This window comes from Candidatus Poriferisocius sp. (assembly GCF_965204015.1).
Classification (GTDB): domain Bacteria; phylum Actinomycetota; class Acidimicrobiia; order Acidimicrobiales; family Bin134; genus Poriferisocius.
The window spans coordinates 366,852-382,984 of record NZ_OZ241965.1 but is presented as its reverse complement, the minus strand read 5'-3'; the positions used below and the strand labels follow the sequence as shown (position 1 = coordinate 382,984).

The following is a 16,133-nucleotide window of genomic DNA, read 5'->3' as shown; positions in this document are numbered from 1 at the left end:
AGGGGAAACGCGGGGAATCAGTCGTCGATCAGCACGTGTCGCCGGGTCTTGGTATGGTCGGGGTAGGCCAAACCACAAGCCTGTAGTTATCCACAAGCAGGCCACAGATCGTCCACAGGAGCGCCGTGTCCAGTTCCTTCACCCACCTCCACGTACACACCGAGTACTCCATCCTCGACGGCGCCTCCCGGGTGAGCGAGCTCGTCCAGGCCGCCGCCGCCGACGGGCAGCCCGCGCTGGGAATGACCGACCACGGCAACATGTACGGGGTTGTCGACTTCTACAAGAGCTGCCTTTCCGAGGGGATCAAGCCGGTCATCGGCACCGAGGCCTACATGGCCCACGAGAACCGGAGTGAGCGGCCCGCCCGGAGGGGCAAGGTCGACGACAGCGGCGGCATCACCGAGGGCGGCCATAAGCTCTACTACCACCTCACCCTTTTGGCCGAGAACAACACCGGCTACAAGAACCTCATCCAGCTGTCCAGCCGGGCGTTCCTTGAGGGCTACTACTACAAGCCCCGGCTCGACTGGGAGCTTTTGGCCGAGCACAGCGAGGGGCTGATCTGCTCCACCGGCTGTCTGGGCGGCCATGTGCTCCAGGCCTTGCTGCGCAACGACTACGACGATGCGGTGGCCAAGGCGGCCCGCCTCCAGGACATCTTCGGCAAGGAGAACCTGTTCGTAGAGATCCAGGACCACGGCATCGACGCGCAGATTCGCACCAACCCCGAACTGATCCGGCTGGCCCGCCAGATCAATGCCCCCCTATTGGCCACCAACGACAGCCACTACACCCATAGACACGATGCCGAGTCCCACGATGCCCTTTTGTGCGTGCAAACCGGCTCGCTGGTCAGCGACACCGACCGCCTGAAGTTCGATGGCAGCGAGCACTACCTCAAGACGGCGGCGGAGATGCGCCATGTGTTCTCCGACCTCGTCCCGGCCTGCGACAACACGCTGCTGATCGCCGAGCGGGCCAACGTGGAGATCGAGTTCGGCAAACCGCAGCTTCCCGACTTCCCCATTCCCGACGAATACGAGAACGCCGACGACTACCTCCAGGCCCTGACTTTGAAAGGCGCCGAAGCCCGATGGGGGAGTCCCCTGACTGAGGAGGTGGCCGACCGGCTGGCCTTCGAGCTCAAGGTCATCTCCGACATGGGCTTCTCCTCCTACTTCCTGATCACCTGGGACCTGATCCGCTACGCCCGAGAGCGGGGCATCCGGGTGGGCCCAGGCCGAGGCAGCGCGGCTGGGTGCGCCGTGGCCTACTCCCTGCGCATCACCGACCTGGATCCGATCCGCTACGACCTGCTGTTCGAGCGCTTCCTCAATCCGTCCCGGGTATCCATGCCCGACATCGACATGGACTTCGACTCGCGCTACCGCGACGAGATCATCCGCTACGTCTCCCACAAGTACGGCGAAGACCATGTGGCCCAGATCATCACCTTCTCCACCATCAAGGCCCGGGCTGCGGTGCGCGACAGCGCCCGGGTGCTGAACCTCCCCTATTCCCTGGGCGACAAACTGGCCAAGGCCATGCCCCCCCTTGTGCTGGGAAGAGACACCCCGCTGTGGGCCTGCTTGGAGAAGACCGATGAATTCGCCGATGGCTACACCGCGGCCGCCGAGCTGCGGGCGATGTATGACAGCGACGAGGATGCCCGCAAGGTGGTCGATGTGGCCCGGGGCTTGGAGGGCTTGCGCCGCCAGGACAGCATTCACGCCGCCGCCGTGGTGATCACCAAGGATCCGCTCACCGAGCACCTCCCCATTCAGCGCAAGGCCTCGACGGGGCAGACCTACGAAGAGGCCCCCATCGTCACCCAGTACGAGATGCACGCGGTGGAGGATCTCGGTCTGCTCAAAATGGACTTTCTGGGCCTGCGCAACCTCGATGTGATCGAGGACACCGTGGGGCTCATCAAGCAGTCCCACGGCGTGGACATCGACATCGACAACGTGCCGCTGGACGATGCCGCCACCTACGAGATGCTGGCCCGGGGGGAGACCATCGGCGTATTCCAGCTGGAGAGCGGTCCGATGCGCTCGTTGATTCGATCGCTGAAGCCCACCTGCTTCGACGACGTGGCCGCCCTCGTGGCCCTCTACCGGCCCGGCCCGATGGCGGCCAACATGCACAACGACTATGCCGACCGGAAGAACGACCGCAAACCGGTGCAGGTGTTCCACGACGACGCCGCCGACATCCTGGGCGACACCTACGGGCTGATGATCTACCAGGAGAGCGTCATGCGGGTGGCCCAGCGATTCGCGGGCTATTCCTTGGCCGACGCCGACAACCTCCGCAAGGCCTGTGGCAAGAAGGACCGGGAGTTGATGGCCAAGGAGCGGGACTCCTTCGTGGCGGGTTGCGAGCAGGAGGGATACGGCGAGGAACTGGGCACCCAGCTCTTCGACATCATCGAGCAGTTCGCCGACTACGCCTTCGGCAAGAGCCACTCCTATGGCTATGGGCTCATCGCCTATCAGTGCGCCTTCCTCAAGGCCAACTACTCGGTGGAGTACATGGCCGCCTTGTTGACCAGCGTCAAGAACAAGCTGGAGAAGGCCGCCGTGTACCTGGCCGAGTGCCGCCAGATGGGGATCACCGTGGCGCTGCCAGATGTGAACCTCTCGGAGTCGGATTTCGCCGCCATAGGCGCCCCTGACGGCGAGAAGGCCATCTCGTTTGGTCTATCTGCCATCCGCCACATGGGCACGGGCACCGCCCAGATGATCCTCGACGAGAGGAGGGAGAACGGACCGTTCGCCGACTTCCACGATTTCTGCTCGCGGGTTGATCCGATCGTGCTCAACAAGGGCGTTGTCGAAGCCCTCATAAAGGCGGGCTGCTTCGACTCGTTCGACCATCCCCGCCAGGGGCTGCTCAACGTGTCCGAGACGATCGTCCGCCGCTGCATCCAACAGCAGCGGGAGCGCAGCCAGGGAATTATGAGCCTGTTCGGCGAAGGCAGCGAAGAGAGCTTCGAGGAGCGCATCGATATCCCCGATGTCGAGTTCGACAAGGCCCGGAGGCTGGCGGCCGAAAAGGAGATGCTGGGGCTCTACGTGTCCGACCACCCCATCATGGGCATGGAAGGGGTGCTGGCTCGAAGGACCACCCATCGGATCGACCAGCTGGCCGAAGTGGAGGAGGGCACATCGGTGAAAGTCGGCGGGGTGGTCAGTGGCCTGCGCAAGCGATGGACCCGCAAGGGCGAGCTGATGGCGTCGTGCGACCTTGAGGACATGTACGGGAACATGGAGGTGACGCTGTTTCCCCGGGCTATGGAGGAACACGGCCACAAGCTGGCCGACGACCTGGTGGTGGTGTTCGAGGGCCGGTTTGACCGCCGCGATGACGAGCCCAACCTGATCTGCTTCGGAGTGGAGCCGATCGATCCGGCTTTGGCCAACGGAACGCCCACCCTGAAGCTGAACCTCGGATCCTATGGACTGTCTCCTGATCGTATCGACTTCCTCAAGTCGGCTCTCGCCGCTCATCCCGGCAAATCAGAGGTGATCCTGATGCTCAGCGTTGACAAGGGGATCAAGCTTTCACCGGCCTATGGGGTGGACGCGGGAAGCGGGTTGATCGGTGAGCTGCGGGAGATGCTGGGCGAGAACGCCATCGCCGTGTAGCCCGACAAGCTGGCATTTTGCCGTCGTCCAAGCTATCGGCAAAACCCTTGTATTCCTGCGGGTTTGCACGCCTGCCTGGGTGATTGATGGACTATAGGGGTACCCACAGGGGGAATCTGTGGGAAATCAGCGAGCGAGGAGGACGAGCAGCACATGGCTATCGACGTCGAAACCAAGGACTGCACAGCGGTCACCGACGCTGAACTGGCCGAGATGGCAGACATGTGCGCTGACGGCCCCAACCCGTTTTCGGTGGGGTTGCTCTCCAAGCAAACCGAAGAGTGGGTGCTGATCTCCACCGCTCGGGAGAACGGGAAACTTCGGGGATTCTCCTTCTCCACCCTGGAGCGCATCGGTGGAACGCCGAGCGTGCTGGTGGGGCTGGCATCGGTGGCCCGCACCTCCAAGCGCAGCACCGTGCTCCGCCAATTGACCGAGGCCCAGCTCCATCGGGCGCTGATGGCCTTCCCCGACGAAGACGTGCTGATGGGCACCCAGTTCGACAACCCCGGTGGATTCGACACCTTCAAGCCCCTGGTGGACATCGTTCCCCGCCCCGGGCACAAGGCCTCCGGCGAGGAGCGGGCCTGGGGACGCCGGCTGGCCAAGCGGTTCAACATCAGCGCCTCTCGGTATCTCGACCGCGACTTCCGGGTGGTGGGCGACGACAACCAGGCCTGTTTGCTCGACTACGAGACGGCCAAGCCCGACAGCATCGACCCTGACGTAGTTGCCCTGTTCGACAAAGTGGACCGCGGCGGTGGCGACACCATGATTGCCTTCGGCTGGATCATGGCCGAAGACCTGCTCAAGTACGCCTGAGCAACACGCCACCTCTTCGGCGGCCAATGTGCCGCAACTTTCTCCCCGATCCTCTTCCCGATGGCGTCGTCGATGAATTGCTTGACCAAGCGCGCCGGTCACCGTCGGCTGGCAATGCCCAGGCGGTGGAGTTCTGCGTGGTCGCCCAACCCGAGCGCTACTGGCAACTGACCCTCACCCCGGATCGGCGAGCCGAGTTCCCCTGGCCCGGCCTGCTGGTCGCTCCCGTCCTCGTGGTGGTGCTCACCGAGCCCCAGCGCTATGTGCGGCGCTACGCCGAGGCCGACAAGGCCCACACCGGTTTCGGCGAGGGCACGGACTCCTGGCCCGTCCCTTACTGGTGGGTTGATGCCGGCATGGCGGTACACAACCTGCTGCTGGGGGCCACCGCTGCCGGCCTGGGTTCGTGCTTTTTCGGCGCCTTCGAGCACGAGGCTGCGGTGATCGAGGGTCTTGGCATCCCTGCGGGACGCCGCGTCGTCGGAACCGTGGCCCTCGGCCACCCCTCCGATCAGCGTCCCAGTTCATCGGCCACCCGCCCCCGTAGGCCATTGGGGGAGATCATCCACTACGGTGACCCGCCATGAGCATGCCTGACCCCGTTGACCGCCTGGCCATTGAGGACACCATCGTCCGGTACACCATCGCCATTGACGACAAGGACTGGGATCTACTCGACACGGTGTTTACCCCCGATGCCCATCTGGACTACTCCTCGTCGGCTCCTGGCGTGGATGACGCTAACGCCGACTATCCCACCGTCAAGGGCTGGCTCCAAATGGCCCTTTCCATCTTCCCCATGACCCAGCACATGGTGGGCAAGACCTACATCCGCAGTTGGGACGGTGACACCGCCGAGTGCACAACGATCTTCCACAATCCGATGGGTATGCCCATCAACGACGATGGAAAGTTCGACCCCAACGGGTCGGGGCTGCACTTGTTCTTTGTGGGCGGTTGGTACCACGACACCGTCACCAGGACTCCTGAGGGTTTTCGCATCAAGAAGAAGGTCGAGACGTCGGCCTACATGGACGGCGGTTTCCCTGAGGGATTCGACATCCCCCAATAGCCGGATCTCGGCCCGCCCGCCCGTCGCAGTTGGGCCGCTGCATCGGGTGCTGGGATAGTCTGTCCGTCGTGCAAATCCCACTTGTGGACTATCTCGTCTTGGGCGATGAGCCCCACCTGCAAGCCAATGAGTGCGCCAATTGCGGCGCCCGCTTCTTCGGCCGGCGCAACGCCTGCGCCCATTGCGGCCACCGAGAGTTCAATTCGGTACGAGTGAGTGACACCGGCACCCTTCGCACCTTCAGCATCGTCTACCGGGCGGCTCCCACCATCCCCACTCCTTACGTCTCGGCCATCGTGCTGACCGACGACGGCACCTCGGTGCGCTCCAACCTCATCAACATCGAGCCCGATCCCGCCAAGATCACGCTCGGCATGAAAGTCAAGCTCGACACCTATGTCGTGGGCACCGACGACGACGGCCTAGAGGCCGTCGCCTTCGGGTACGCCCCGGTGTGACAATCAATCAATAGGAGGCCGACAATGGCACAAGACATCTGGGTTCTGGGAACGCACATGACGGCGTTCGGCCGCTACCCCGACCAGGACGCGGTGGACTTGGCCGCCGCGGCGGCTTTGGGGGCACTGGACGACGGCGGGGTGACCATCTCCGACATGGATCTGCTGGCCTGCGGGACCCTGTTCCAAGCCAACGCCGGCATGGGCCAGCAGGTGCAGAAGCAGATCGGCCAGACCGGCATCCCGGTATACAACGTGTCCAACGCCTGTGCCACCGGGGCTACCGCCTTGCGCACGGTGATCATGGCCATTCGAGCCGGCGAGGCCGACTTGGGCCTGGCCATCGGCGTGGAGCAGATGGGCAAGATGGGGCTGTTGGCTGGCGGCGCCCGCAAGGAGAAAAACGTGTATGAGCCGTCGGGCCGCTTCGGCGCGGTCATGCCCATCGACGGCATTCTGGGCACCGACACCATGCCCGGGGTGTTCGCCCAGGCCGGCATGGAGTATGCCAACGACAACGACGGGGTGGGTTTTGCGCAGTTCGCCAAGGTGGCCCAGAAGAACCACGCCCATTCCACTCTGAATCCTTTGGCCCAGTACCAGAAGGAATTCACCCTGGAGGAGGTCATGGGCTCGCCCATGCAGTCCTACCCCAACACCCTGCTCATGTGCTGCCCCACCGGCGACGGGGCCGCCGCCTGCGTGTTGGTGGGGGAGGAGCGGTTCGCTTCATTGAGCCGCGAGCAGCAGTCCCGGGCAGTGAAGATCTCTGCCTCGGTACTGACCACCGATCCCTACGTGGAGTCGGGTGCCATGCAGCCCGATGTGAACACCCTCACCCGCAATGCCGCCACCGCGGCCTATGAGCAGGCCGGGGTGGGCCCCCAAGACCTCAGTCTGGTGGAGCTGCACGACTGCTTCGCCACCGCTGAGCTCATCCACTACGACAATCTGGGGCTGTGCGAGCCCGGCGGCGCCGGCGACTTCATCGACCGGGGTGCCCCGTGGCGCGACGGCGACACCCCGGTGAACGTGTCCGGCGGCCTCATCTCCAAGGGCCATCCCATCGGCGCAACCGGCGTGGCCAACGTGTACGAGGTGGCCACCCATCTGCGGGGCGAGGCCGGCGACCGCCAAATCGAAGGGGCCAACGTGGGCCTAGCCCACGTGATCGGCCTGGGTTCAAGCTGCGGCGTCCACATTCTGGAGAAGAGCGGGATCTAGCAGCCCCAATCCCCGAAGGAGGGGCGGCAAACATGAGCAGCACTTGTCGGGGCGTGGTCTTCAACGGCGACGGTACCTTCTTGATGCGGGACGACTTCCCGGTGCCCGACCCACCGGCAGGCGGCGGCGTCCTCAAGGTGGAGGCCGTGGGCATGTGCGGCAGCGACGTGGCCCAGCTCCACGGCCACAAGCACGTCCCCGGAGAGAAGTCGCCTCTAGTGCCCGGCCATGAGATCGTCGGCCGGGTTCACGCCCTAGCCGACGACGCCAACCTGGGCGTGGCGGTGGGAGACCGGGTGGCGGTTGACCTGGTTGTGCGAGCGCCGGTTTCGGAGACCAACCCATTCGGCTTGGGGGAGGTGTACGGCTACACGATGGGCCTCGAAGACGGCCACGGGCTGTGGGGCGGCTACGGGGAGTACATGGGCGTGTTGCCCAACACCCATCTGGTGAAGCTCACCGACGACATTGATGCCGCCGAGCTGACCCTGTTCGAGCCGCTGGCCAACGTGTGCAACTGGTTCAGCTCGATGCCGGTGGGCGAGGGGGAGACCGTGGTGGTGCAGGGTCCCGGCCACATGGGGCTGGTGTACGCCGCGGAGGCCAAGCGCCGGGGCGCAGAGACGGTGATCGTCACCGGCACTGATGCCGATGCCCTGCGCCTGGAGGTGGCCCGCGAGGTGGGCGCCGATGTGACTGTCGATGTCACCGCTACAAACCTGGTGGAATTCGTGGCCGATCTCACCGGTGGGGCCATGGCCGACATGGCCGTGGATCTGGCGGATACCACCGCGACCGTGCCCCTGTGTCTGAGCCTGGTTCGCCAAGGGGGCAGGGTGCAGCTGGCCGGATTGAAGAACTTGGCGCCGGTGGAGATGATCACCGACCTGATCGTGCTCAAGGGGCTAACGGTCCAGGGGGGCAGCGGTTCCACCCCCAGCTCCATGAGGGAGGCGGTGGCCATCTTGAACAGTGGGGAATTCCCCACCGGACCGCTGCTGGGCGAGGTGTTCGGCCTCGACCAGATCGAAGAGGCCATGGCCCTGCTCCAGCGAACCGCCGATCAAGACGCGGTTCGGGTCGGCCTCCGACACGGCTAGCGGTAGCGAGGGGATGAGCGTCGAGATCGACCACTCCGGCAAGGTGGCGCTGGTCACCGGGGCGGGAGCGGGCATTGGCCGGGAGATCGCCCGGTGGATGGGTCGGGCTGGCGCATCGGTGGGGGTGAACGACATCCGAGCCGCTAACGCCGAGGAGACCGTGGCTCTCATTGCCGAGGAGGGGGGCAGCGCCGCCGCGTTCCCCGCCGATCTGCGGGACGACGCCGCCATCGAAGCCCTGGTGGGCGATGTGGTTGCCTGGGGCGGGAGCCTGGACATTGCCGTCAACAACGTCGGCATGATGGCGGGACGATCCCCAACTCGGTTTGTGGACATGGACGGAGAATTCTGGCGGGATCTTGTCGATCAGAATCTGGTGCTGACCGCGTTGTGTGGCCGGGCTGAAGCCTTGGTCATGATGACGCAGGGCGATGGCGTCATCATCAACGTCAGCTCCGGCGAGACCACCCGGCCCTCTCCCATGATGTCGAGCTACGCCGCGGCCAAGGCGGCCATCAACCACCTCACCTGGTCGATGGCGGTGGAACTCGGCCCCCACAACATCCGAGTCAACGCCATCGCCCCCGGCACCACGCTCACTGAGCTGGTCAAAGAGGCCTTCCCCCCTGACCACTATGACGCCATCGTGGCCGCCACCCCGTTGCGCCGGGAGACCCTGCCCGAGGAGTTGGGCCGATTGTCGGTGTACCTGGCCTCCGATCTGGCCCGCTGCACCACCGGCCAGCTCATCTTGGCCGACGCCGGGGCCTTCCTGTCTCGAACCCGACCCCCGAATCTCGGACAAGACGCCAGCGAGGAGGCACTGTGATGGATCAAGCCCTGTTAGACGAAGCGGTCGGCGAATTGCGAGCCATGGTGGCCCTCGACGGCGGTGACGTGGAGTTGGTTTCGGCTGGTGCGGGCACGGTAGCCCTGCGCCTGATCCTGGAAGGTGCCGAATGCCGGGAGTGCGTCATGCCCAGGGAATTCCTCGAGCAGATCGCCCTCGACCTGGTCAGCACTCGCCTTTCTGATGTGAGTGCCGTCACCATTGAAGATCCCCGAGATGGCCCCACTGGGCCTTAGTGCCCACCTACCGGTGTCGCGGCACCGGCAGGGTGGTCGTAAACTGGGCGGTCGATGAAGGGACTCATCTTGTCGGGGGGTGCGGGGACGAGGCTGCGCCCGCTGACCCACACTCGGGCCAAGCAGTTGGTGCCCATCGCCAACAAGCCGGTGCTGTTCTACGGCATCGAGGACATGGCCGACGCAGGGATAATCGACATCGCCATCGTCGTGGGTGACACCCGAGAAGAGATCCAAGATGCGGTGGGCGATGGGTCGCGATTCGGGGTGAGCGTCACCTACATCCACCAGGAAGCACCCTTGGGGCTGGCCCACTGCGTGCTTGTGGCCCGGGACTTCCTGGGTGACGACTGCTTTGTCATGTATCTGGGCGACAACATGTTGGAGCAGGGGCTGGCCGAGTTCGTCGCGCAGTTCGAAGGGGAGCGAGAGCAGGGTCCCGGCCAGAGTCGGGCGCAGATCCTGCTGACCCCGGTGGACAACCCCTCGTCGTTCGGGGTGGCTGAGCTCGACCCCAATGGCAATGTGGTCAACCTGGTGGAGAAGCCCGCCGACCCGCCCTCCAACCTGGCCTTGGTGGGGGTGTACATCTTCGACTCCGCCATCCATGAGGCGGTGGCCGCCGTCGAGCCATCGGCCCGGGGCGAGTTGGAGATCACCGACGCCATCGACTGGCTCATCCAGAACGGCCACCAGGTGAGCCATCGGATGCTGGGCGGCTGGTGGATCGACACTGGTAAGAAGGATCCTCTGCTGGAGTGCAATCGCCTGGTGCTCGACACCCTGGTGCGCCGGGTGGACGGAGCGGTGGACGACGCCTCCAAGGTCGAGGGGCGGGTGGTGGTGTCGGAGGGGGCCAAGATCGTCAACTCCACCGTGCGGGGCCCGGCGATGATCGGCGCGAACACCCGCATAGAAAATACCTTTATCGGTCCCTACACCTCCATCGGCGACGAGTGTGTGATCAACGACGCCGAACTGGATCACTCAGTTGTGCTGGAAGGCTGCCGCATCGACGGCATCAGCCGGATCACCGACTCCCTGATCGGCCAGCACGTGCAGGTGACTCAGTCGCCCGAGCGCCGCCCGGTGTCCCGGCTCATGCTGGGCGACCATTCCCATCTGGAACTGGGGTAGATGTTGGCCGATCATCCTCACTTGGAACCGGGGTAGAGCAGTGGCTGAAGTAAGCCCTTGTGAGGCGATTTCGGGCGTGTTCATCGTGTCTCCCGACATCCATGGCGACGAGCGGGGCGTGTTTGTGGAGACCTACCGGCGGGAGTGGATTCCCGGGGTCCGGGAGATGATCCAGGCCAACCGGGGCGACCGGCGGGCCGGCTCGGTGGTGGGCTTGCACTACCACCTCCATCAGGCCGACTACTGGTATGTGCCCGTTGGCCAGGCCCGGGTAGTGCTCCATGATCTGCGGTCAGGCTCGCCCACCGACGGGCGCACAATGACGCTGCCTCTGGGCACCGAGCCCGACGGTGTGAACCACCATCGGGGGGTGTACATCCCGCCGGGGGTGGCCCACGGGTTTGCCGCGTTGTCGGACATGACCATCAGCTACCTCGTGGACGGTTACTACAACCCAGCCGACGAGTTGGGGGTGGCCTGGAACGACCCCGAGATTGGGGCCGACTGGGGGGTGGACAACCCCGTTTTGTCGGCTCGAGACCAGTCCAACCCCCGCCGCTCGGCAATTCCCGACCACCTGATTCCCCGTTTCGAAGCCCAAGGGTGACATGAAGCTCTTTGTGACTGGGGGCGCTGGGTTTATCGGCTCCAACTACGTCCGCCATGTGCTGGCCCACTCCGACGACGCCGTGTTGGTGTACGACGCCCTTACCTACGCCGGCAACCGGGACAACCTGCGAGACCTCGAAGACGACCGCCGTTTAGCGTTCGTGAAGGGCGACGTGTGCGACCGCGACGGGGTGGCCGAGGCCATGGCCGGCTGCGATGCCGTGGTCCACTTCGCGGCCGAGAGCCATGTGGATCGCTCTATTGTCAACCCCGACGCCTTCGTTCGCACCAACTGCGGCGGCACCAACGTGGTGTGTGACATCGCCCGGCGGTTGGAAGTGCACAAGGTGGTCTGCATCTCGACCGACGAGGTGTATGGGTCGATTGATGTGGGGTCGTTCACCGAGACCGACCGGCTGGCGCCCCGATCGCCCTACTCGGCATCCAAAGCCGGGGCCGATCTGATCGCGCTGGCCTATCGGGAGACCCACGGGCTGCCGGTGACCATTGCCCGGCCATCCAACAACTTCGGTCCCTACCAGCACCCCGAAAAGGTCATCCCCTTGTTCACGACCAACCTGCTGGACGGTTTGGCGGCACCCCTCTACGGCGATGGCAAGAACGTGCGGGACTGGTGCCATGTGGAGGACAACTGCACGGCTATTGACTTGGTGCTGCGCCAAGGGCTGCCGGGGGAGATCTACAACATCGGCGGGGGCAACGAGCTGGCCAACCTCGATCTGGCGGCCCGCCTGTTGGCGCTGTGCGGTCGGGACGAGTCGTTCATCCAGCCGGTGGCAGATCGGCTGGGCCATGACCGGCGGTATTCGGTGGACTCCGCCAAGATTCACAGGCTGGGTTGGCGGCCGGCCCGGGAGATGGAAGAGGCTCTGGCCGCCACGGTGGTCTGGTATCGGGACAACCGCTGGTGGTGGGAACCGCTCAAGAGGGCTGCAACATGAGGGCCGTGGGGCCGTGAGGGTCTTGGTCACCGGCGCTACCGGGCAGCTTGGTCGAGACACAGCCGAGCGGTTCGCCGCCTCGGGTCACGAGGTTGTTGCCGCGGGCCGTCGGGAGTTGGATGTTGCCCATCGCGACCAGGTGCTGGGCATCGTCGGCAGTGTGAGCCCCGATGTGGTGGTCAACTGCGCGGCCTTTACCGCGGTGGACGCCTGCGAGGCCGAAGTCGACCGGGCGTATCAGGTCAACGCCCTGGCGGTGCGCCATGTGGCCGAGGCCGCCCGCCGGTTCGGCGCTCACTTGTGCCACGTCTCCACCGACTACGTCTTTGCCGGCGACAAGGGAGGGCCCTATCACGAGTGGGACCAGCCCGATCCCCAGTCGGTCTATGGGGCCACCAAGCTGGCTGGCGAACAGGAAGCTGGCGAGGAGGCCACTGTGGTGCGGACCTCGTGGCTGTGCGGCCGTCACGGTTCCAACATGGTGACCACGGTGTTGCGGCTGGCCTCAGAGGACGGGTCGATGCGGTTTGTGGACGACCAAAGGGGGTCTCCGTCGTTCACTGCCGATGTGGCCGCGGTGATCGAGCGGCTGTGCACCGACCGCCGTCCGGGGCTGTATCACGTGACCAACCAGGGGGAGGCGTCTTGGTATGAGTTCGCCCGGGACATCATGGCGGCCGCCGGCCACGATCCCGACCGGGTGGCGCCCATCACCACCGCCGATCTACAACCGCCCCGCGCCGCGGCACGCCCGGCCAATTCGGTGTTGGAGAACCGAGCGCTGGCCCTCGCTGGCCTGGACCGCCCGCCTGATTACCGGGCGCCGCTGAGTCGTCTGGTGGCCGACTTGTTGGGCTGACGGTCGGCGTCAGGCCGCTTGGGCTCCGATGTGGGGTTGGCACTCGTCGACGGATTCTTTGTCGGGTTCGCCCAACGTCTTCGGGCCCTCTATGCAGGCCAACTCAAAGAAAAGGGCGAACGCGTCGGGGTGTTCGACCGCGAGGCGCTCCAGGGCTTGTTGGCGGGCGGCGGCTTCTCGCCGGGTTCGGGGCAGGGAGCAGACGTCGGCCACCCCGTCGCCGTTGCTGTCGTGGGCGTAGGTGGTGGGTCCGCCCAGGCTGTGGTTGAAGCAGAAGTTAGGGCCGTTGATGACCCCCGAGTAGAACAGATCATCTCCAGCTTCATCCGGCGATCGGCCATTGCCGTCGGGCGGTTCTGGGGTGGTAGATACGGGCGGTGGCGAACCGGTGTCGGCCGGCGCGTTGGCCGAGCGCTCTCGGTGCTGCTGGCATTCGTCTGCGGGTTCTTTGTCGGGCTCGCCCAGGGTCTCAGGCACCGAGAGGCATTCCTCAGCCAGATAGGCGTTGAAGCTCTCTCTGAACCTGGGGAGAAGAGCAATGTCTTCTAGGGCTTGTTGGCGGGCGGCGGCTTCTCGGCGGGTTCGGGGCAGGGAGCAGACGTCGGCCACCCCGTCGCCGTTGCTGTCGTGGGCGTAGGTGGTGGGTCCGCCGAAGCTGCGGTTGAGGCAGAAGTCGGGGCCGTCGATGATCCCCGAGTAGAAGAGAGCGTCATCGCGCGATGCCTCCTCTGGCGAGGTGGGCTGATCGGTGTCGGGGACGAGTGTCTCCTCCGAGAAGCTGAACACGAACTTGGTCGACAGCAATTGTCCCTGCCCGCGTTCCCGGGCCGCGGTGTTGATCCGGCTCTGGAGCCGGCTACCGGAGACGGTAACAGAGCGGCTGGTGCCGGTGATCCGTATGTCGGCGTTGTCCACACGGCCCGACGCTCCCGTTCCGCCGGTGATCTCCATGCCCTGGAGCCGGCCCACCGCGGTATCGGGGTGGTTGTTCAACCACTGGTTGAACTCGCGCACCGTGTAGACCCGCTCCCAGGAGGCATAGGGGCTGTGCTGGGGGTCGAACGGGTCGGGCTTGGCCGGCAGGTAGGGGAGGTCGGCGTAGAACACATAGCCGCTGCGCTCGGTGTGGCCGCCGTTGGACGCGGAGTAGAACGCCCGGATCGGTACCCCCCCATGGAACAGAACCTGGCCGGCCGTGTTGGCGACCGCTTGGAGCCATGTTCCCGCGTCGGCGTGCTTCTCCCGGGTGTCGCCCACAAACGCTTGGTCCCAGACGGTGGAGTACAGGTCGAAGGGCCTGGTCCACGTGTCAGACGCCCGCCGCTCTCGGAGCGTGGCGGCGGCGTAGCTGCGGGCGGCGATGGCCTGGGCCTCGTGCGCGATCAGAGGCCAATTCATCGGGGATTCGGCCACGCCCCGCAGATAGTTCTCGATGGAGAGGGAGTCGAGGATGATGTAGAACTCGCTGGACGTCCCGCCGGTGGAGACCAGGTTGATGCGTCCATGGGAATAGGAGCGTCCGGTGTTGGAGACGGACACGGAGGTACCGGTGGCGAAATGGAGTTGCGCAGTGGTTCCGGTACAGCCCGTGCCGCAGACGTCGGTGCCGCTATAGACGATGTGCCAATGGTCGGCGTGCCGGGTGACGGCGACGGGAGTCCCTGCGGGCACCCGGATATCGCCTTGGCCATCGATGGTGATGCGGTTGAGGCCCTCTGGAGTCAGCGTGGTGCCGGTGGCGGTGGCCAACATGACGCGGATGGCGTCAGTGGGATACCTGGGCTCAGGCGGCGGGTCGAGCTGTGGTTCGGACGTTACAACGGCTTCTGGCTCCGGTGACCCCGGGAAGGAGTTGTGGGGGTCGGTGAGGTATTTGTCGATGGTGAGGGAGTCGAGGGTGATGTGGAACCGGGTTGGGTTTTGGTCGGTGGCGATGAGGTTGATGCGTCCGTGGGAGTAGGAGCGTCCGGTGTTGGAGATGGCCACTGAGGTGTTGGTGGCGAAGTGGAGTTGGGCGGTCTGGCCGGCGCAGCCGGTGGGGCAGACGTTGATGCCGTTGTAGGAGATGTGCCAGTTGTTGCCGGCTCGGGTGACGGTGATGGGGGCGCCCGGTGGGGCCCGGGTGGCGTCCTGGCCGCTATGGGCGATGTCGGCGTTGTCGATGGTGATGCGGTTGAGCCCCTCGGGGACCAGCGTGGTCGTCACCGAGGTGGCCAGCAGCGCCCGAATTGACTCCTCCGGCTGCTCTTGTTCTGAGCCCGGATCGTTGTGGGGGTCGGTGAGGTATTTGTCGATGGTGAGGGAGTCGAGGGTGATGTGGAACCGGGTTGGGTTTTGGTCGGTGGCGATGAGGTTGATGCGTCCGTGGGAGTAGGAGCGTCCGGTGTTGGAGATGGCCACTGAGGTGTTGGTGGCGAAGTGGAGTTGGGCGGCCTGGCCGGCGCAGCCGGTGGGGCAGACGTTGATGCCGTTGTAGGAGATGTGCCAGTTGTTGCTGGCTCGGGTGACGGTGATGGGGGCGCCCGGTGGGGCCCGGGTGGCGTCCTGGCCGCTATGGGCGATGTCGGCGTTGTCGATGGTGATGCGGTTGAGCCCCTCGGGGACCAGGGTGGTTGTGTCCGCGGTGGCCAGCAGAACGAACACCTGATCCTCGGGCGAAGTCGATATCGAAGTTGGCTGCGGCGAGGGCGTCGGTGCCGGGGTGGGTTCGGGGTCGGCGGCAGGTCGACCATAATTCTCGACTAGCTCGGTGCCCTCGTAGTAAAAGGCCAGGATGTCGGCCACGGAGTGGCCGGCAATAGCCCGGGAGTAGGCTCCCCACTGGCCCATGCCCACACCGTGACCCCAGCCGCTTCCGGTGAAGGTGATCGTCGCGTCGGGGTCGACGATGAGCGCCGGCTCGGGATCAGCGCTGTCTTGGGCAGATGACGGCGCGGCGCCCAGCACCGATGCCGCGACCGCGAGAGTCAATGAGACGGCGAATAGCGGGGATAGGCGAAGGCGTCTCATCGACGCCGACCGCTGCCAATGCATAGAACGTCCAAAACGGTTGGCCGCCCGCCCTGCCATGCTCCCAGTTTCGACCCCTTCCATCAAGTACACCCCGCCGAGCAGTGGTGTTGTCAGGGCTGTCAGCGGTTTGCAGAATGGT

Annotated in this window: 14 protein-coding genes; 13 read left to right on the top strand and 1 reads right to left on the bottom strand. The window is 65.1% G+C overall.

The genetic code is table 11. The annotated features are described in order from the left end of the window. Nucleotides 1-125 precede the first annotated feature (125 nt). The 13 genes from dnaE to rfbD all read left to right on the top strand — a co-directional run bounded on the left by dnaE (nt 126) and on the right by rfbD (nt 12,982). Complete coding sequence (gene dnaE, locus ACOGJC_RS01710; RefSeq protein WP_419846784.1) at nt 126-3,653, top strand: DNA polymerase III subunit alpha; 3,528 nt, start codon at nt 126-128, stop codon at nt 3,651-3,653. 153 nt (nt 3,654-3,806) lie between these two features. Next, nucleotides 3,807-4,475, top strand: coding sequence for a hypothetical protein (locus tag ACOGJC_RS01705; RefSeq protein ID WP_419846783.1), 669 nt, complete (start codon nt 3,807-3,809; stop codon nt 4,473-4,475). A 26-nt stretch (nt 4,476-4,501) separates the two neighbouring features. After that, nucleotides 4,502-5,062: a nitroreductase family protein gene (locus ACOGJC_RS01700; protein WP_419846782.1), complete on the top strand. Its 561-nt coding sequence runs from the start codon at nt 4,502-4,504 to the stop codon at nt 5,060-5,062. Then, a complete protein-coding gene (locus ACOGJC_RS01695) occupies nt 5,059-5,547 on the top strand; it encodes a nuclear transport factor 2 family protein (protein WP_419846781.1) in 489 nt (162 codons plus the stop codon). Before ACOGJC_RS01700 ends, ACOGJC_RS01695 begins: the two co-directional genes overlap by 4 nt. A 68-nt stretch (nt 5,548-5,615) precedes the next feature. After that, a complete protein-coding gene (locus ACOGJC_RS01690; RefSeq protein ID WP_419846780.1) occupies nt 5,616-6,005 on the top strand; it encodes a Zn-ribbon domain-containing OB-fold protein in 390 nt (129 codons plus the stop codon). A 24-nt stretch (nt 6,006-6,029) separates the two neighbouring features. Beyond that, complete coding sequence (locus ACOGJC_RS01685) at nt 6,030-7,229, top strand: thiolase C-terminal domain-containing protein (protein WP_419846779.1); 1,200 nt, start codon at nt 6,030-6,032, stop codon at nt 7,227-7,229. A 32-nt stretch (nt 7,230-7,261) separates the two neighbouring features. Continuing rightward, nucleotides 7,262-8,329, top strand: coding sequence for a zinc-dependent alcohol dehydrogenase (locus tag ACOGJC_RS01680; protein WP_419846778.1), 1,068 nt, complete (start codon nt 7,262-7,264; stop codon nt 8,327-8,329). Between the two features lie 13 nt (nt 8,330-8,342). Continuing rightward, nucleotides 8,343-9,158, top strand: a complete 816-nt coding sequence (locus ACOGJC_RS01675) for an SDR family NAD(P)-dependent oxidoreductase (RefSeq protein ID WP_419846777.1) — start codon at nt 8,343-8,345, stop codon at nt 9,156-9,158. Continuing rightward, entirely contained in the window at nt 9,158-9,415 is a 258-nt protein-coding gene (locus ACOGJC_RS01670; protein WP_419846776.1) for a NifU family protein, read from the top strand. Before ACOGJC_RS01675 ends, ACOGJC_RS01670 begins: the two co-directional genes overlap by 1 nt. Before the next feature lie 54 nt (nt 9,416-9,469). Then, entirely contained in the window at nt 9,470-10,552 is a 1,083-nt protein-coding gene (locus ACOGJC_RS01665) for a glucose-1-phosphate thymidylyltransferase (RefSeq protein WP_419846775.1), read from the top strand. Between the two features lie 40 nt (nt 10,553-10,592). Next, complete coding sequence (locus ACOGJC_RS01660; RefSeq protein ID WP_419846774.1) at nt 10,593-11,159, top strand: dTDP-4-dehydrorhamnose 3,5-epimerase family protein; 567 nt, start codon at nt 10,593-10,595, stop codon at nt 11,157-11,159. Nucleotide 11,160: 1 nt separating this feature from the next. Next, nucleotides 11,161-12,123 carry a dTDP-glucose 4,6-dehydratase gene (gene rfbB / locus ACOGJC_RS01655; RefSeq protein ID WP_419846773.1) on the top strand — a complete coding sequence of 321 codons (963 nt, stop codon included), beginning with the start codon at nt 11,161-11,163 and terminating at the stop codon, nt 12,121-12,123. Between the two features lie 13 nt (nt 12,124-12,136). Beyond that, entirely contained in the window at nt 12,137-12,982 is an 846-nt protein-coding gene (gene rfbD / locus ACOGJC_RS01650) for a dTDP-4-dehydrorhamnose reductase (protein WP_419846772.1), read from the top strand. A 9-nt stretch (nt 12,983-12,991) separates the two neighbouring features. Here the strand turns inward: rfbD and ACOGJC_RS01645 are convergent, their stop codons facing one another. Further along, nucleotides 12,992-15,952: a SpoIID/LytB domain-containing protein gene (locus ACOGJC_RS01645; RefSeq protein WP_419846771.1), complete on the bottom strand. Its 2,961-nt coding sequence runs from the start codon at nt 15,950-15,952 to the stop codon at nt 12,992-12,994. Nucleotides 15,953-16,133 lie beyond the last annotated feature (181 nt).